Origin of the sequence: Pseudomonas sp. MD330_10, from assembly GCF_042610415.1 — a bacterium.
GTDB lineage: Bacteria > Pseudomonadota > Gammaproteobacteria > Pseudomonadales > Pseudomonadaceae > Aquipseudomonas > Aquipseudomonas rhodesiae.
The window spans coordinates 20,800-38,967 of sequence record NZ_JBHGZU010000021.1 but is presented as its reverse complement, the minus strand read 5'-3'; the positions used below and the strand labels follow the sequence as shown (position 1 = coordinate 38,967).

Annotated in this window: 13 protein-coding genes and 1 pseudogene; 7 read left to right on the top strand and 7 right to left on the bottom strand. The window is 61.0% G+C overall.

Annotated elements, in window-relative coordinates; all coding sequences use genetic code 11:
* The first annotated feature begins 9 nt into the window (after positions 1-9).
* Positions 10-1,221: a YeeE/YedE family protein gene (locus ACFZPT_RS23515; protein WP_034114607.1), complete on the top strand. Its 1,212-nt coding sequence runs from the start codon at positions 10-12 to the stop codon at positions 1,219-1,221.
* 1 nt (position 1,222) lies between these two features.
* Here ACFZPT_RS23515 and ACFZPT_RS23510 read toward each other — a convergent pair whose 3' ends face one another.
* Together ACFZPT_RS23510 and ACFZPT_RS23505 are read right to left on the bottom strand one after the other, a co-directional pair.
* Positions 1,223-1,384 carry a DUF2986 domain-containing protein gene (locus ACFZPT_RS23510; RefSeq protein ID WP_080758769.1) on the bottom strand — a complete coding sequence of 54 codons (162 nt, stop codon included), beginning with the start codon at positions 1,382-1,384 and terminating at the stop codon, positions 1,223-1,225.
* 145 nt (positions 1,385-1,529) lie between these two features.
* Positions 1,530-2,570: an alpha/beta fold hydrolase gene (locus ACFZPT_RS23505; protein ID WP_034114606.1), complete on the bottom strand. Its 1,041-nt coding sequence runs from the start codon at positions 2,568-2,570 to the stop codon at positions 1,530-1,532.
* Between the two features lie 379 nt (positions 2,571-2,949).
* Between ACFZPT_RS23505 and ACFZPT_RS23500 the strand changes: the two genes are divergently transcribed.
* Complete coding sequence (locus ACFZPT_RS23500) at positions 2,950-4,296, top strand: hypothetical protein (protein WP_143506422.1); 1,347 nt, start codon at positions 2,950-2,952, stop codon at positions 4,294-4,296.
* Between the two features lie 69 nt (positions 4,297-4,365).
* On the opposite strand, the gene ACFZPT_RS23495 is transcribed toward ACFZPT_RS23500, so the two are convergent.
* A complete protein-coding gene (locus tag ACFZPT_RS23495; RefSeq protein WP_052202232.1) occupies positions 4,366-6,387 on the bottom strand; it encodes a methyl-accepting chemotaxis protein in 2,022 nt (673 codons plus the stop codon).
* A gap of 931 nt (positions 6,388-7,318) precedes the next feature.
* Positions 7,319-7,453, bottom strand: a pseudogene (locus tag ACFZPT_RS23490) (3-oxoacyl-ACP reductase); the annotation flags it as partial.
* Between the two features lie 95 nt (positions 7,454-7,548).
* On the opposite strand from ACFZPT_RS23490, the gene msrA reads away from it, so the two are divergent.
* The gene (gene msrA, locus ACFZPT_RS23485) at positions 7,549-8,055 is read left to right on the top strand and encodes a peptide-methionine (S)-S-oxide reductase MsrA (protein ID WP_034114605.1); all 507 of its coding nucleotides are present in this window, start codon (positions 7,549-7,551) and stop codon (positions 8,053-8,055) included.
* 193 nt (positions 8,056-8,248) lie between these two features.
* Here the strand turns inward: msrA and gudD are convergent, their stop codons facing one another.
* Both gudD and ACFZPT_RS23475 read right to left on the bottom strand, forming a co-directional pair.
* Entirely contained in the window at positions 8,249-9,574 is a 1,326-nt protein-coding gene (gene gudD, locus ACFZPT_RS23480) for a glucarate dehydratase (protein WP_034099269.1), read from the bottom strand.
* Between the two features lie 19 nt (positions 9,575-9,593).
* The gene (locus ACFZPT_RS23475; protein ID WP_040268929.1) at positions 9,594-10,952 is read right to left on the bottom strand and encodes an MFS transporter; all 1,359 of its coding nucleotides are present in this window, start codon (positions 10,950-10,952) and stop codon (positions 9,594-9,596) included.
* A 324-nt stretch (positions 10,953-11,276) separates the two neighbouring features.
* Between ACFZPT_RS23475 and ACFZPT_RS23470 the strand changes: the two genes are divergently transcribed.
* From ACFZPT_RS23470 to ACFZPT_RS23460, 3 genes are all read left to right on the top strand, one after another.
* The gene (locus tag ACFZPT_RS23470; RefSeq protein ID WP_034114601.1) at positions 11,277-11,987 is read left to right on the top strand and encodes a FadR/GntR family transcriptional regulator; all 711 of its coding nucleotides are present in this window, start codon (positions 11,277-11,279) and stop codon (positions 11,985-11,987) included.
* Between the two features lie 30 nt (positions 11,988-12,017).
* A complete protein-coding gene (locus ACFZPT_RS23465) occupies positions 12,018-12,713 on the top strand; it encodes a tRNA (adenine(22)-N(1))-methyltransferase TrmK (RefSeq protein WP_034114600.1) in 696 nt (231 codons plus the stop codon).
* Positions 12,714-13,044: 331 nt separating this feature from the next.
* On the top strand, positions 13,045-15,102 hold the full coding sequence (locus tag ACFZPT_RS23460; RefSeq protein ID WP_034114599.1) for a methyl-accepting chemotaxis protein: 2,058 nt from the start codon (positions 13,045-13,047) through the stop codon (positions 15,100-15,102).
* A gap of 306 nt (positions 15,103-15,408) precedes the next feature.
* Here the strand turns inward: ACFZPT_RS23460 and ACFZPT_RS23455 are convergent, their stop codons facing one another.
* Positions 15,409-15,867 (bottom strand): transposase, encoded by a 459-nt coding sequence (locus ACFZPT_RS23455; RefSeq protein WP_034114598.1) that lies wholly within the window; start codon positions 15,865-15,867, stop codon positions 15,409-15,411.
* Positions 15,868-16,420: 553 nt separating this feature from the next.
* On the opposite strand from ACFZPT_RS23455, the gene ACFZPT_RS23450 reads away from it, so the two are divergent.
* The gene (locus tag ACFZPT_RS23450) at positions 16,421-18,160 is read left to right on the top strand and encodes an OPT family oligopeptide transporter (protein ID WP_034099260.1); all 1,740 of its coding nucleotides are present in this window, start codon (positions 16,421-16,423) and stop codon (positions 18,158-18,160) included.
* Positions 18,161-18,168 lie beyond the last annotated feature (8 nt).

Here is an 18,168-nt window from a genome sequence, read left to right as displayed (position 1 = left end):
GAGAGACCCATGAACGCCTCAATTCCCCTGACCCCCGCGCGCGCACCCGTCGCGCCGCTGGTGGCCTTTGCCCTGCTGGTGCTGGGCGCGCTGTTCCTGCACAACGTTGTCGGCTCGCGCCAGATGCTATTGCTGATGGTCGGCGCGGCCCTGGGCCTGACGCTGTACCACGCCGCCTTCGGTTTCACCTCGGCCTGGCGGGTTTTTATCAATGATCGTCGTGGCGCCGGCCTGCGTGCGCAGATGGTGATGCTGGCGTTGGCGGTGCTGTTGTTCTTCCCGGCGCTGGGGGCGGGCACGTTGTTGGGTCAGCCGGTTGTCGGGCTGGTAGCGCCGGCTGGAGTGTCGGTGGTGTTCGGTGCGTTCATCTTCGGTATCGGCATGCAGTTGGGCGGCGGATGTGCCTCGGGCACGTTGTTCACCGTGGGCGGCGGTAATGCGCGCATGCTGGTGACCCTGTTGTTCTTTATCTGCGGCTCGCTGATCGCTACTCACCACGTGGATTGGTGGTTTGCGTTGCCGGCGTTCCCGGCGGTGTCCATCGTCAAAAGTTTCGGCGTGGTACCGGCCTTGATCCTGAGCCTTGCGGTGTTTGCGTTGATCGCAGCCGTCACGGTGCGCCTGGAAAAACGCCGCCACGGTCAGCTTGAAGAGGGTGTGAAAAGCCCGCATTCAGGTGTGCGCCGCTTTCTGCGCGGGCCGTGGCCGCTGGTGTGGGGCGCCGTTGGCCTGGCATTGCTGAACTACGCGACCCTGGCGTTGGCCGGGCGGCCGTGGGGCATTACTTCGGCGTTCGCACTGTGGGGCGCCAAGGTGGCGAGCGGTGTGGGCGTGGACGCCAGCGCCTGGGCATTCTGGCAGATGCCGGGTAATGCCAAGGCCCTGGCCGCGCCGGTGTGGGAAGACATCACCAGTGTGATGGACATCGGCATCGTCCTCGGTGCGTTGCTGGCCGCCGGCCTGGCCGGACGTTTCGCACCGAGCCTGAAGATCCCAGCCCGTTCGTTGATCGCGGCGGTGATCGGCGGGTTGCTGCTGGGCTACGGCTCGCGCCTGGCCTACGGCTGCAACATCGGCGCGTATTTCAGCGGCATCGCGTCCGGCAGTCTGCATGGCTGGATGTGGTTGGTGGCAGCGTTTATCGGCAACAGCGTGGGTGTGCGCCTGCGGCCGTTTTTCTTTGCCGGTGAGCGGCCGCAAGTGGCGTTGAGCGGCTGCTGAGTCAGGCTTCGGGGGACGGGCTGGGCGCCTCGGCAGCTTCAGCCGCCAGCCTTTCCCGCTCGGCCTTGCTGATGTAGCGATCCTTGGATTTGGGCGCCAATTTGGCGCTGGCTTTCTTGGCCTTGGCCTTGAACAGTTGCTGGAGTTTTTTCTGGCGATTCATGGGTTTTTACCGGGGCTGTCAACGCGCGGATCATACCAGCTAAGCAAGCTGCACCGTGGGGCCTAGGCGCAATCCAGGCGTAGATCGCGCTTTGGCTGTATCGTCCGGGTGTTTCATAAGGAGGAACATCCCCCAGGCCCAAGTATCAGTTGTGAAATGAACGCTGCAGGAATGCATCGATCAGGTCGACCACCTGCTGCTGGACCACTGACCGTGGCCTCGCCCCGTTGCCGTCCTGGCAGATCATCCCATCGCCCGGCGAATCCGCTTCAATCAACGCCACGGCGCCTGGTTTGCAGATCGACATAAAGCTGAAGTGGGTGGCGTCGGCGATCTCCATATATTGAGTCGTGGCTTTTGGCAGGCGCTTGACCATATTGGCGGACTCCAACTGCGGGTCCATGTCCTCGGACGGCACGCCTCCCGCAATCACCAGCACCGGCACTGGCAATGTCGCCAGGCTGGCATCGGTGAAGCCGCGCGACAGGCCCAGGTCCAAGGACACAATGGCGGTGACGCGCTGGTCGCTTAAATCCGCAGCCAAGCGCGCTTTACCCTCTGGCGTACCGGCGGGGTTCATTTGCCGGTAACCGAGGCAACCGCCGAGCTTAGGGTGAACGGTGCAGTCTTGGGCAAACCGGTCGGGATCGAACCGCGCGCCGGCCATTTCCAGGACAGTCCAGCCGCCCAGGGAATGGCCCATGGCGGCAATCTGGCCTTTGGCGACCACACCGAACCGGCCCGGCTCGGCCAGCACCCCATCGATCGCCCGGCTCAAATCCCTGGGCCTTTGCCATAACTGCGCAGCGGCGGCGGGGCTGCGGTCTTTGCTGGTAGTGCCAGGATGATTGACCGCCGCCACGATATAACCCCGCCGTGCCAATGCACTGGCCAACCACACCTGATTGCGCCAATTGCCGCCGTAACCGTGGGAGAGCACCACCAGTGGATGCTCCCCAGCCACCACCGGCGCGTTCGGCACCGCGAGAGCGCCGACGAACACCGTATCGTCGGCGATCGGTTCGGGGGCCGCAGTAGTAGCGGCGGGATACCAGACGGTCAGTTGCAATGGGCGATTGTTTTGCGCATCGGGGAGGGTGGTGGTCTGAAATCCGATAGGGATATCAACTGCAAGCACAGGTCCGGCAAGGCAAGTCAGCAGCAAAGCGGCGAGGCTGATTTTCACTTTTTATCGTCCTTGAGGTGAGCGAGGCATCATGCACGGCATCATGACTCCAGCGCCATGGTGCGGGCTATTTTTGATCAGCACATGGGTAAACCTTCGGGATACGGCAGCAAGTCGATCACTGGTTTTTTGAAATTCCGCGTTTGAAGTGACGGTCGCCAGATGGCTTAAAACAGGCGGTTTTTATAGTAGAGAGGCAGGACTAGGAAGTTGCTGGCGGCTTCCTTCTTGAATGTCTTACAGATGGAGACTTCGTGTTTTTAGGAGGTTGATGCCTTTATTTGGTTTAAAAATCTTGCAATGTTAGGGCGAACTTTAAGTTATTGAGCCGGGACTCATGCAGCACTATGGCTGCTTCCTTAAGAAAGGAGCGATGTTCATGGTCAATCTCAATCCTGATGCGTCCTCTTCTTACCGTCATTTGACAAGCACTTCCGTCAGTGCGGCTAACGACTACGCGGCTATGCCTGCCCATGAGCGTGCAAGTGTGCGTGTTTCAACCAATAGTCACCCAGCTACCGAGACCGTTTCGACCCTTGCGCGCCAGTTAAGTGAAGCCGCAACGCACGCTGAAAACCGTATCGTTCAGCAAGGCTCCAATCTGGTCGACCCAATTACAGATGGCAACTACTTCGCCAACAAAGTGCGGCACGACGCACAGACCCCCGATACCGATGACCCGGACCTCCTGGCGCGTGCTCGGCAGGCCACCGGCTTCGTCAACGGTACTGACATCAACCCGTTCAAAGACCTCGCCCGCGACCACCTGAGCTTGATCGCCCACGACGACGGCGGCACTTTCACCATGAATGAGCGACGTGCAGCTTGGTTGCAGATGCAGTCTGCGGTGTCCCCCGCAGCACCCAGCTCAAGGTCAGTAGCTGGCCGTGACTTGATGATTGCGCGCTTGTTCGGTAGCCACGAGCCGCCGGTCGCCCTGCCGCCTGCGACCTACGAAAATGCAGGCCAGAACGTTTTTGAATTTTTACGTCACGATGATCGTGCACTGATCGCGGATATGTTCGCTTACGCACAGGAGGAGGGTGCCAGTCTGGGCTATGTGGATCAATTGGCTCATTCACTCGGCAGCTATCGTCGTGCAAGCGACGGGCGCCAGCAGTTGAGTTCCAATAACGGCTACGATGCACAGGGGTATCGCGTAACGTTCAACTTTAAGCAAGAAGACGCGGCAACGGCCTCACGAATTCTGAACGGCACGGCCATCACCAGTACCCGACTTGATCAGGGCTATTTGCGACATATCCTCAATCCAGATTACGGGGCGCTTTCCAATATTGGCGGCCTGCCGTTCCTGGAAAAAATGGTGAATAGGTTTTCGGACGAAGGTGGCAAGCAACCTGGGCTCGGCGATGAGTTCACCACCTTTAAAGTGACTCCGGTCGAAGACAACATCGTCGTTACCACCGACGAATCCATAAGGCGCCCGCCCTCCGAGGCGCTCGCTGATAACGTAAACGGCGTCTGGACCCTCACCGAAAAAGGCAAGGCAGCGGGGTATACGATAGACCCGGCCACCGGCTCGTTGATCAAGCCAGTCGAACCTTCTGACGTTCCAGGTCCGCAGCGCTCAGAGCCGGGCCTTGTCTCAGGCTTAGCGCGTGAGCGCACCCTACTTGATGCGCTTTCGGACAACCGCGAAAGGCCCAGCGCGCGTTGGGTCTGGACCCGTCAATTGTTCAGTCTGATCAGACATTACAAACCTTGAAGTGGCCTATCAGCCAGGTGCGGCGGCTAATGGCGGATCAACGTGCAGCCCTGGCGACCCGACGGATGCCTACGCATGTGTAAGCCCTGTCAACGTATCGGCAATTGTCTTGGTCCGCTGCGCCGTGCCTTCGGTGGCGCGGCTGGACGCCTCCAGAGCGTCGAGCATTTCGCGCAGTGCGCCGACCCCGGTGGATTGGTCCTCGATCTGCTGGGCAACGCGCTGGATCTCACTGGACAGCAGGTCAATATCCACGCCGATTTCCGCCGCATTCTTACGGGTGATTTCCGCCAGTTTGCGTACTTCGTCCGCCACTACGGCAAAGCCACGGCCCAAGTCACCGGCGCGTGCCGCTTCAATGGCTGCGTTGAGCGCCAGCAGGTTGGTTTGCCCGGCGATCTGTTGGATCACCTGCACGATCGACTGAATACGCAAACTCGACCCCGCCAGCGTACGCGCACCTTCCACCGCCACGTCCGCCTGGCTGGACAGCCCCTCTACCGTAGCCCCGGCCTGGGCGGACACGGTGTTCTGCTGGCCGATGGTCCCCACCAGTTCATCCATCGATGCGTGCAACTCACCCGAGTAATGCTTGAGCTGCGCAGCGATGTCTTCCTGCTGACGCTCAGCCTGGGCCAACACCATGCCCAAGTCCGCCAGCCCTTCGAATACCGGCAGAATATTGCTGTCCAGCCCCCGGGTATTGAGGGTGTTGGCGAAGTTGTTGTTTTTGAACGCGGCAATCTGCTTGACCACCACATGGTTCAAACCGGCCAGTTTCTTCACCTGGCGACGTAGGAAAAACGCCTTGAATTCGCCGTAATGGGCGATGAAATTGTCCACATACTCGTCGGTGAAACTCGCGCCTTTGCCCACTCGGAAAAAGAAAATCGCAGTCAGTGTCTGGTTGAGGTTCAAACCCAGGATTTCCCCAAAGGTGGAGAACCCTGCCAGCGGTACATCGCCGAACGTGCCGGCCATACTGCCCAGCTCGGCGCCATTGTTCAGCCGCCGCAAGATGCAGTCATTCAAGATGCCCGCCACTGGCTGGCCACCCTTGCCGCGCAAGAACTGCTCGTAGTCACGGCGCGTCGCCTCCCGCAACGGCGTACGCCGCACCATCACCAACTCTTCGCCCGGCGCCACGTCGCAAAACAGCTGCACAATCTGCTGTTCATAGTCGATGCGTGCGATGGAGCGCACAAACAATTCACTGCCCACGCGGATAGCAAACGAATAATCCGCCAGCTTCGGCTCCAGCGCCTGGGGCGAGCAGTTGAAGGCATCGCACAGCGCCTGCACCATGCTCTTGATGTTGCCGCTGCTGTCGATGACCTGGTCAATAGTGCGGTCTTCCACCGAAGCGGTCAGCACACTGAAGGTCAGGTCGGCAGGTTTGAAATTCTGACTTTTGAACACGCCAAAACGCACATCCGCCGCGGTTTTCACGAACACGATTTGCGCGTGGTTTTGATAACTGCGCTGGCCGTCATGAATCAGCGTCTTCTGGAAATCCGACTTACCCCCGGCTGATCCCCCTACAAACAAACACGGGAACCGCCCCGACTCGTACAGCGCCTCCATAAAAAACGACTCCGACGCCGACAGCCCGTCGAACACCACGTACGCCAAGGTATCGCGATGATCGATTGGTGTATTCACCTGCACCCGCTTGATATTGGCCACCAACTTGGCAATCCGCTCCTGCATTTTGAGGCGCTTGCCACCGCTGCGGATGTCCTCGCACTCCAACGGCACCATCACCACCTCGGCCGAGGCGATCACACTGGCATCGAACAACTGCAACACCATCCGATCCCAGCGCTCGCCGGTGCTGCAGTAGAGAGCATTGGGTGCGTTGCACAACTCGCCGGAGGTGGTGCACAGACTGATGGTGGATTGCGGGAAACGGCGCTTGAGCTTGGCGGCGATGGCGTCGATGTCCAAGTGCGGCGAGATGAAGCCCGTGATCAACGTCGGCGTGAGGCGCTGGGCGGCTAAAGCGGCGTCCAGGTCGCTGGCGGTACAGGTGAGGGTGGTGGTGCCTTGGCGAGCGGGCCGGGTTTTTTTTATGAGGGCGAGTGGATTCATGGGGTGGGCTCGGTCGGGTGGGGAAGCGGGGTAAGGCATGTGGTTAGTAGGGTTATCGGCAGGTTGGATGGGGGCTGGAGGGGGAGGGTGGGGGGATGCGACGGATGGACGCGGGTCGTAGGTGGGGATGCATACGGCGGCAGCTCTAGGTCAAGGCTATGAGAAAACCCGTGGGCCGTTTTAAAGTCTTTCGGCTACGTAAAGTCCACGAGCTATTGGTTGATGCCCTCGACTTTGCTTGAGCGTCGGCAGCTCTCTTGATGAACGCCGACCAATCTTATGCTGGGCTGTGGCAGCAGACACAAAGCTTGTTACCGTCAGGGTCTCGAAAGTACGCGCCGTAATAGTCGGGATGGTAGTGAGGCCTTAATCCAGGCGCGCCCTCACACGTTCCGCCTAAGGCCAGTGCGGTTGCGTGGCTTCTTCTTACCGCCTCCAGATTGGGTGCAAGTAGCGCCACCATATTTCCATTGCCGGGCTCGCATGCGTTGCCGTCAAATGGCTTTCCTATGACGAAAAGGGGGCGAGATGAGGTTTTTGAGACCCAACCGGCCCACGGCTTACTCGCTTCGCAGAATTTTAAAGTGAGGTCTAAGTCGGCCATTATTTTTGAGTAGAAACAAAGGCCCGATCAAAATCACCTACGCCTAAACAAACATGGGAAATCATGGTGGCTACCACTGCGGCTATGAATACGCATGAGTCTGGCCCGAAACGACTACCGGTGAAAGGGCCCAATCGGGCTCGCATCGCAGGCTTCACCGCGAAAGGCCCAGGTATCTACATCAGTCTCAAAGACTGAAAAATAAATCTGTGGTGAGCACAGCAAGTCTGCTCATCACAGGAACCTCATCTCTCAGGTGATGTTTTCACCCAGGAGGTGTAGATACCTCTGCCCCGATGGGATCAAAAATGATCCCGTACAACCAAGCTACAACAGTTGCCCGCCCGAGATATCAAACGTCGTCCCATTAGCCCAGGCCATGTCATCGGACAAGATCGCTGCAACCGCAGCGCCTATATCATCCTGCAGACCAACGCGGCCCAGGGAGATACGGCTGGCGATTGGTGGCCCAGCGGTCGTTTTTCCGCGATCCAGCTTGGTATTGCCCGATATCACCCCATAACTATCCCCATATCCACCAAGCGCAAGGACACACCATGACCAACCCAACCGAAACCGCCATCCTCGCCGGCGGCTGCTTCTGGGGCATGCAGGACCTGCTGCGACGCTACCCCGGCGTGCTGCGCACTCGCGTCGGCTACACCGGCGGCGATGTGCCGAATGCCACCTACCGCAACCATGGCAACCATGCCGAAGCGATTGAAATCGTGTTTGACCCGGCGGTGATTTCCTACCGACAGATCCTTGAGTTCTTTTTCCAGATCCATGACCCCAGCACGCCGAATCGGCAGGGCAATGATCTGGGGCCAAGCTATCGTTCGGCGATTTACTACCTGAGCGAGCAGCAACGGGAGATTGCCGAAGACACCGCGGCTGACGTGGATGCTTCCCAGCTATGGCCGGGGCCTGTGGTTACGCAGATAGAGCCTGCAAGGGAGTTCTGGGAGGCGGAGCCGGAGCATCAGGATTACCTGGAGCGGATACCCAACGGGTATACCTGCCACTTCATTCGGCCGAATTGGACGTTGCCCAAGCGGAGCTAAGCGTGAGTAGCGCTGGGGAGAGGCCGTGAATTCCGTGGTGAGCCCGTTCACCACAGCGAGCCCGTTCACCACAGCAAGCCCGCTCACAGGGTTATGCGTCAGCCTTTAAGACTTGTGTGGATACCTGTGTCTATCGGAGCAAGTCGAATCGTCGCTCCGCCCCTTCCACATTTATCCGCTTTACCTGAAGGCTTCAGCGCACCAGGCAAGGCTGCTTATTATCAAACCGCCACCCCGGAATCAGGAACTGCATCGCCACGCTGTCATCCCGCGCGCCGAGGCCCATGCCTTTGTACAGTTCATGGGCGTGGGCCACGGCGTCCATGTCGATGTCTACCCCCAGGCCGGGCCGGGTCGGCACCTTCACATAACCCCCTTCGATTTTCAGCGGCTCGCGGGTCAGGCGTTGGCCGTCCTGCCAGATCCAGTGGGTGTCGATAGCGGTGATGTCGCCCGGTGCGGCGGCGGCCACTTGGGTGAACATCGCCAGGGAAATATCGAAGTGGTTGTTGGAGTGCGAACCCCAGGTCAGGCCCCACTCGTGGCACATCTGCGCCACGCGCACCGAGCCTTGCATCGTCCAGAAGTGCGGGTCGGCCAGGGGGATGTCCACCGATTGCAGCTGGATCGCGTGGCCCATCTCGCGCCAGTCGGTGGCGATCATGTTGGTGGCGGTCTTGAGCCCGGTGGCGCGGCGGAATTCGGCCATGACTTCGCGGCCTGAGTAACCGTTTTCGGCACCGCAGGGGTCTTCGGCATAAGCCAGTACGTGGTGCTGGTCGCGGCACAGGCGGATGGCTTCTTTCAGCGACCAGGCGCCGTTGGGGTCGAGGGTGATGCGTGCCTCGGGGAAGCGTTCGGCCAGTGCGGTGACCGCTTCGATTTCGGCATCGCCGCTTAGCACGCCGCCCTTGAGCTTGAAGTCATTGAAGCCATATTTGGCCTGGGCCGCCTCGGCCAGGCGCACTACCGCCTCGGCGGTCAGGGCGGTTTCATGGCGCAGGCGGAACCACGCATCATCGCTGTCGGCCTCGTTGCGATAGGCCAGGTCGGTGGCCGTACGGTCGCCGACGTAGAACAGATAGCCCAGCATTTTCACCGCATCGCGCTGCTGGCCTTCGCCGAGCAGTGCGGCCACCGGCACTTCGAGAAACTGCCCCAGCAAGTCGAGCAAGGCGGCTTCCATGGCGGTCACCGCGTGGATGGTGATGCGCAGGTCAAAGGTCTGCAGGCCACGCCCGGCGGCATCCCGCGAGGCAAAAGTGCTGCGCATCCGGTTGAGGATGCGCTGGTACTGGCCGATGGGTTGGCCGATCACCAGGCTGCGCGCGTCTTCCAGGGTTTCGCGGATGCGTTCGCCGCCGGGTACTTCGCCGACGCCGGTGTGGCCGCTGCTGTCCTTGAGAATCACGATATTGCGCGTAAAAAATGGCCCATGGGCGCCGCTGAGGTTGAGCAGCATGCTGTCGTGGCCGGCCACGGGGATGACCTGAAAGTGAGTGACGATTGGCGTAGTCATGGCAGGTTCCTGGTTGAGCTTAAAGAGGTTTGCTGAGGGCGGCGCTGGGCACGCTGCCGGGCGCGGTCAAGGTGGACGAGGGCGAGGTCTTGGCGAAGAACACCAGGATCGCCGCCAGTACCGAGGTGCCGGCCAGGCCGTAGAGGCCGCCTTGGATCGAGCCGGTGGTCTGCTCCAGGAACCCAAACGTGGTTGGCGCAACAAAGCCGCCCAGGTTGCCGATGGAGTTGATCAGCGCGATCACCGCCGCGGCGATGCGCACATCCAGATAGCCCTGGGGGATCGGCCAGAACAGCGAAGACGCCGACTTGAAACCAATCGCCGCGAAGCAGATCGCCACAAAGGCGAAGATCGGCCCGCCGGTGGTGGACATGAACATGCCCGCCGCCGCAATCAACAGCGCCGCCGCGACCCAGGCCTGCTGGAATTTGAACTTGCCCGACAGCGAGGCGAAGGCATACATGGCGATGATCGAGATCAGCCACGGGATCGAGTTAAAGAAACCCACCTGCACATCGCTGAGGTCGCCCATCTTCTTGATGATGCTCGGCAGCCAGAAGGTTGCGGCGTAAATGGTCAGTTGGATGCAGAAGTACAGCGCGCAGAACAACAGAATCTGGCGGTCTTTGAGCAGTTGGCCGAGGGTCGGCTTGACGCTGGTCAGTGCCTCGCGCTCGCGCTGTTCCTGGTCGATGGCGTCCACCAGTGCGTCCTGTTCTTCGCGGGTCATCCATTTGGCGTCGTGGGGCTTGGAATCGAGCCAGAACCACACGAAGAACCCGATGGCCACCGAGGCCAGGCCTTCGATGGCGAACATCCACTGCCAACCGTGCAGGCCAAACCCTTCGATCTGCAGCAGTGCACCCGACAGCGGGCCGGAGATCAGCGAGGCCACCGCCGAGCCGCTGAGGAAAATCGCGATGGCTTTGCCGCGCTCCACACCCGGCAGCCAGCGTGTGAAGTAGTAGATCACTCCTGGGAAGAAACCAGCCTCGGCCACTCCCAGCAGAAAACGCAGAATGTAGAAGTGGGTTTCGTTCTGGATAAACGCCATCAACGTGGCGACGATGCCCCAGGTGAACATAATGCGGGTCAGCCAGATACGCGCGCCGACCTTTTGCAGCAGCATATTGGAGGGCACTTCGAAGAGGGCATACCCAATGAAAAACAGCCCGGCGCCAAAGCCATAGGCGGCCGCGCCGATGCCTAGGTCATGCTCCATGTGCGTTCGCACGAAGCCGATATTGACCCGGTCGATGTAGTTGAGGATGAACATGATCACGAACAGTGGGAGCACATGGCCCTTCACTTTGCTCACGGCGCGCGCGAGGACCGGACTGCGTTCTGAAGCAACAGCTGCGTGGTTTGAATTGTTCACAATTCAAGACTCCCCCTGATTATTTTTATGCGGGTTTGTGCGTTTTGTTGATAGACATCATACAAGTAGTTTTCTTGGGGTCGCAATGCACAGCTCGGGATTTGTTCTTATAAAGCCCGCCATTCAGTGAGCATTTTGGTTGTTTATCAGCTTTCGTTGGGTTTTTTGGCGGTTGTTAAGCCCGGAGTGTAGTCTCTCTCAAAGGACCCTAATAGGTCTTGATGTGTAGTGTTGTCATACAAGTGAGAGGGTTTCGGATTCGTGTCACGCCGAACAGGCAGAATGTTAAGCTTCTCCCCAGCCCAACCCCGTGGACCCGTCGCAATGCCCATCCAACCCCCAGCCACCCCACGCAAACGCTCCACCAACCTGGCTCAAGGCGTGGTCGATGATCTGACCCAGCGCATCCTGTTGGGGCAGTTGAAACCCGGTGAAAAACTGCCGTCCGAATCCACCATCGTTCTCGAACACGGCGTGAGCCGCACGGTGGTGCGCGAAGCCATTTCCAAGCTGCAGGCGTCCGGGCTGGTGGAGACGCGTCACGGCATCGGCACCTTTGTGCTGGAGCCGCGCGCCCAGCAAGGCTTGCGTCTGCATGTGGACACGGTAGCCAGTGTGCGCAACATGCTGGAGCTGCGCCTGGGCCTGGAGGTGCAGGCGGTGGCGTTGGCTGCGGGGCGACGCTCCGATGCGCAACTGGCCCATATGCGCCAGGCCCTGGATGACTATCAGGCGTCCCTGGCCAACAACGACAGTTGTGTGGAAGAAGACAAACGCTTCCACCAGCTGATTGCCGAAGCCACCGGCAATACCTTCTTCACCGAGATCATGCAGCACCTGGGCAGCGCTATGATTCCGCGCAGCCTGGTCAAGGGCGCCGAGCGCGGTGGCGCGGACTTCGCGAAGCTGGGGCAGTTGGCGCACCTGGAGCATGAGGCGATTTTTAACGCGATCAAGCGTCAGGATGCGGACGCGGCCCGCGCAGCCATGGTGCTGCACCTGACCAATAGCCGGGACCGGTTTTCCGGCGAGTAAGACGCTCGAACGCGCCCATAGGACCCTCAATTGAACGAACACACTTTATCCATGCGCCTGGAACGCGTGGCGGCGAACGTGCCGTCGGGCGCGCGCCTGGCCGATATCGGCTCGGACCACGCGTACCTGCCGGTAGCCTTGTTGCGTCGTGGCGCGATCAGCTCGGCGGTTGCGGGGGAGCTGGCGAGCACGCCGTTCCACGCGGCCCAGCGCACCGTGCGCGATAACGACCTGCAAGCGCACATCAGCGTGCGCCAGGCCAACGGCCTTGCGGCCATCGAGCCCGACGACGTCATTACCGCGATCAGCCTGTGCGGCATGGGCGGCGAGACGATTCGCGACATCCTGGACGGCGGCAAGGCGCGCTTGAGCGGCCGCGAGCGCCTGATTCTGCAACCCAATGGCGGCGAGGCACCGCTGCGCCATTGGTTGATGGATAACGCTTACACGATCCTCAACGAAGAGCTGGTGCACGAAAACCGCTTCTACTACGAAATCATCGTCGCCGAACGCGCCGGGCCGGTGGCCTACAGCGCCGAACAACTGTACTTCGGCCCACTGCAGATGCAGGCGCGCAGCCCGGTGTTTTTGGCTAAATGGCAACGGGCGTTGCGTCTGAAGCAGAAGGTGCTGGCAGGCCTTGAACAGTCGGAGCAGGGCGCTCTACACGGCAAGCAACAACACATCGCCCGGCAGGTGCAATGGATCCGGGAGCTGCTGGGTTAAGCACACCTCATCGCGTCTTCAAGTTTGCGCGGTAGGCAGCCGATAGCCTGCCTATGACGGCGGATGGTTGAAGCGTGTGCTTGTCCGAACATCCCCGTGCTTGTCGTCCCCGGCGGTGACACCGTCACTGCCAGGACTGAGTGCTTTCGCCCCATTTTCGAGCACGCTACGGCGCGTTTTTGCACATCGCCTGCCCTGTTTCGGGGCTGTGGCTCAACGGCCCGTATCTTGCTAGTCCCAGAATAATCAATGACATGGCGTTTTGCCGTTAGTCATTTCAAGGTTTCCCCCAGCGCTGCACCGCCTGGGTGGTTTGAGGGAGTAGTCGGACATGCACAGTTTGTTATCACCCGGTATCCGCCTGCTCGGACAGTTTGGTTTCGCGCGCAAATTCCAACTGCTGTTTTTGCTGTTCATGCTGCCCTTGGCGGGTAGCCTGTGGATGATCGGTCAGGACTACCGGGACAAATTAAGTGTGATTTCCAGCGAGCGTTCCGGTGTCAGCCAGTTGTTGGCGCTCGATAGCCTGGACGCGCAATTGACCGCCCAGCGCAACCTGGCTGCGCGCTGGAAGGCCGTGGATCTGCTGCGCGAGCCCACACCCGCTGCGAAGGCTGCCATGGCCGCCTTGGATGCCAACTACGCACCGATCCAACAAAGCCTGCAAACCTTGGGTGAAACACTCAAGGCGCAGAACGTCAGCGCGGACATTCAGGCACGCTTCGACACCTTGCAAGGCGCGGTCAAGGGCCTGGACAGCCAATCCCTGCGCGCCGTGGGTTGGTGGCCGGATGGCTACGACCGCTTCACGTCGGCGCTCGGTGCCATGCAGGCATTGCGCGAGCAGATCGCGCTGGATACCGGCCTGATCCTCGACCCCTGGTTGGAAACCTACCTGACGATGCAAATCGCCACGCAGCAGACGCCCGACCTGATCGAGCGCATCGGCCGCATGGCGGGCATCGGCCAGTCGTCCATCGCGTCGGGGCAGTTCACTTTGCAGAGCCGCTTGCAGATGCGTGACCTGCGCAGCCGCATCGGTGATGCGCGGGATCAACTGATCAAGGCCGCCGTATCGCTCAAGGCCAAGCCTTACGCGGGTATGGAGCCGTGGACCGCGCAGTACGACAACAGCCTGCAGGTGCTGGACAACGAACTCAAAGTGCTGGACGACGGCGTGTTCGGCGGCACGATCAAACTCGACACCGCTGCTTTCGAGCGCAGTGTCGACGCCATGCTGAGCAGCCTCGGCGCACTGCGCAACCAGTCGCTCAATTCTCTGGACGCGCGCCTGGCGTATTACCACGATCGCTCACTGCAGCAATTTATCCCGGTGGCGGCGACATTCGGCCTGCTGGCCTTGGCGGCGCTGTACCTGTTTATGAGCTTGCAAGCTTCTATCCGGCGTAGCGCCAGTGGCATCACGACCCTGGCCGAGTCCCTGCGCGACGGCAATCTGTGCGTGGAAGTGGCGGTGCAGGGGCGTGACGAATTGGCGGCGATCAGCACGGCATTGAACGTGGCGGTGATGCAACTGCGCACTAGCCTGTTGGGCGTCAATCACGAAACCCAGCAGCTCGGCTCGGCGGTGATCACCCTCAACACCCAATCGGGTAGCACCCTCAGCGAAGTCGAAGACCAGCAACATCAGATCAGCCAGATCGCCGCCGCCGCCACGCAGCTGGCCGCTACCTCCATGGGGGTCGCCAGAAGTTGCGAACAGGCCTCCGGCAGCGCCCAGCAAACCCGGCGCATCGCCGAGGACAGCAGCCGCGACAGCGAGCGCACCACGGCCAGCATCCAGCAGCTCAACCAGCGCCTGATCGACACCGCCGCAGCGTTGCAGCAAGTCAGCGATCAGGGCCAGCAGATTCAATCGGTGGTCGACACCATCCGCGGTATCGCCGAGCAGACCAACCTGCTGGCGCTCAACGCCGCCATTGAAGCGGCGCGCGCCGGTGAGCAAGGACGCGGCTTTGCGGTGGTGGCCGATGAAGTGCGCAGCCTGTCCCAACGCACTCAAGCATCCACCGCGCAGATCGCCGGCACGGTAGACAGCCTGCGCGCCACCGTGACCCAGGCCGTCACCCTGATGGGCGCCGCGTGCGAACAAGCACTGAGCGATGCCGAATCGGTCACCGGGCTGGGCGTGCGATTGGGCGAGATCGCCGGCGCGGTGCAGAACGTCACCGACACCTTGGCGCAAATCGCCACGGCGGTAGAGGAACAAGCGACCACGGCGGATGAAGTCAGCGGCAATATTCAACAAGTCGACCAGGCCGCCGGGCGCTTGCTCGACGGCGCCCGCGCGGTGAACCGCGCGGCGGACACCCTGAGCAAGGGCAGCCAGGCGCTGAGCGATAACACGGCGCGGTTCCGCCTGGATTGAGACAAGCACCTGACGGAGATTGCGCGCCACTCCCACGTTTTAGGCCCGACCGGTACGGCGTGATCACCCACCCAGGATGCAGGCTGAGACCCGCGAACGCATTGTAGTGGGCGGGCTTGCCCCGCGCTGGGCTGCGAAGCGGCCCCAAGACCGGCAACGCGGTGTACCTGAATCAACGCGGCGTGTGTAAGAGGGGCTGCTTCGCAGCCCAGCGCGGGGCAAGCCCGCTCACCACAGAGACGCGCTCGCCACAAATAAAACGCATGGACGTACACCCTCCCAGATGTTCCAAAGCCCGCTGAGACATCAGAGCCAGGCGGCGTCCCATAACGAAAAATCTCCAACCCGCTCCACCAGGCCGGCCCGCAGGGGATTGGCAATGATGTAACGAGCCATCTTGCACAAATCGTCCTGCGCACGCACCGCCCTGTCGTGATAACCGGGCTGCCAAACCCGCTCCTTGCTTTGGCGGCGTCGGTTGATGGTCAGCGTACTTCGTGACTTCACGCGCCTTATCACATCGGGCAAATTCCGTTGCTTCAACTCAAATAGCCAATGCACATGGTCTGGCATCACGACCCAGGCCAAAGAATCAACTAGGCCCAGTTCATGCGCCTGCCGCAGCTCGGCAACCAGCAGCCGACCCAGATAGAGGTCAGTGAACAAACGGCGACGGTGGTTCACAACGAAGGTCACTAGGTAGCTACGTCCATGTTCCGAATAGCGACCGTGACGCAGGCGATGGGATTGAGGGGGGAAGCGCATTGCGTTGCTCTATATGACTGTTCTGAAGAGCTTTAACGCTAGCCCGAGATGAGTGACGAGCATCTGTCAGTTGATGACCAGATGTATCCAGACTTGCTCGCCTGCAGCCCTGCAAGCTGACCGTAAGCAGCGATGCCCTTTCTGTTGATCAGACTCGTTATGGTGAACGGGGCTTTTTGTGGTGACCGGGGCTCTTGTGGTGAAGGGACTTTTTTGTGGTGAGCGGGGCTCTTGTGGTGAAGGGACTTTTTTGTGGTGAGCGGGCTTGCCCCGCGCTGGGCTGCGAAGCAGCCCCTCATAAGACCACCACGGTCACCCAGACAAACCGCGTCGCTGGTTTTGGGGCCGCTTCGCAGCCCAGCGCGGGGCAAGCCCGCTCACCACAGAAAGCCTAAAGCCCGCTGACCCCATCAAGCTCTCCCAATCCAACAAGGCTGTTCATAGCAGCAAGTCCTCTCAGCACAAACAGAGGTTCGGGTGTCGTTTCAGGAACCTTCGAGGCTGAGGGGGCTCACTTGTTGGGTCGCTCTTTTTTTTGCTGAAAGGACTCTGCATGCCTTCCACTCCGCCAGCGCTCCCTGAGCACGGCCCTATCAAACGCGAGCTGAGCCTGCGCGCCGTCGTCACCGGTACGCTGCTCGGTATCCTGCTCACGCCTTCCAATGTCTACGCCGGGCTGAAGATCGGCTGGTCGTTCAATATGTCGATCATTGCCCTGCTGGTCGGCTACGCGATCTGGCAAGGCCTGGCCCGGCGTTCGTCCCAGGCGCTGCCGTGGACGTTGCATGAAAGCAATATCAACCAGACCGTCGCCTCGGCCGCCGCGTCGATCATCTCCGGCGGGCTGGTGGCGCCGATTCCGGCCTATACCTTGCTGACCGGCAACCAGTTGGACGCGTTGCCGATGATCGCCTGGGTGTTCTCGGTGAGTTTTCTGGGGATCTGGATCGCCTGGTACCTGCGGCCCTCGTTGCTCAATGACAACGCGCTGAAATTTCCCGAAGGCATGGCCACCCTGGAAACCCTGCTGCACATCTACAACCATGGCCGCGAAGCCGCGACGCGCTTGAAAGTGCTGCTGGGCGCTGCGTTGCTGTCCGGGCTGGTCAAATGGGTGGACACGTTTCTATGGACCCTGCCGCGCTGGTCGCCGAGCGCCCACTTGGAGCGCCTGACCTTCAGTGCCGACCCGTCGCTGTTGCTGGTGGGGTTTGGCGGCATCATCGGCATCCGCGTCGGCCTGACCCTGTTGCTCGGCGCCGTGCTCGCCTGGGGTGGGCTTGCGCCATGGCTGCTGGCCGAAGGCTTGGTGATCGTGCCCGCCGGCAGCACCGGCCCGCAGTTTGCCGCGCTGGTGGAATGGCTGTTGTGGCCGGGCGTGAGCCTGATGGTGTGTTCGACCTTGGCGTCTCTGGCCATTCGGTTGTGGGCGCTATATGCTTCCAGCCGCTCTACCGGGGCGCAGGCTTGGCGTGTGCCCAAGCCCGGTCCGGCCGCTGGATTCGTGCTGGCGATTGCCTTGGTGGTCAGCCTGCAGGCGCTGTTGTTCGGCATCAACCTGTGGATGGCGCTGCTGACCATTCCGTTGGCGATCTGCCTGGCCGCGGTGGCCGCGCGCGTGGTGGGCGCCACTGGTATTCCGCCGATTGGCGCCATCGGGCAGTTGTCCCAGCTGAGTTTTGGCATCGTCGCGCCGGGCCAGGTGCCGATCAACCTGATGAGCGCTAACACCGCAGGCGGTTCAGCCGGGCAGTGCACCGACCTGATGAATGATTTCAAGGTGGGCAAGGCGATTGGCGCCACACCGCATAAACAGGTGATCGCGCAAATCCTGGGGATTTTTATCGGCAGCATCGTCGGCGTATTCGCTTACCTGGCGCTGATCCCCGACCCACAAGCCATGTTGTTGACCGAGCAGTGGCCTGCTCCGGCCGTCGCCACCTGGAAAGCCGTGGCGCAAACCCTGACCCATGGGCTTGACTCGTTGTCGATCAGTATCCGCTGGGCGATTGGGTTGGGCGGCGTGATCGGGGTACTGCTCGGCATTCTGGACAGCACCTTGCCCGCGCACCGTGCGCGTTACCTGCCCAGTGCCGCTGCGTTGGGCCTGGCATTCGTACTGCCGGCGTCGGTCTCGCTGATGATGGCCCTCGGCGCCGTGCTGACCTGGCTGGTGAGTTGCCGTTGGCCGAGCCTCACCGAGCGCTTTGCAATCACCGCTGCGGCGGGGTTGATCGCCGGGGAGAGTATCACCGGGGTCGGCGCTTCGCTGTGGGCGATGGTCAACGGCTGAGGTCGATA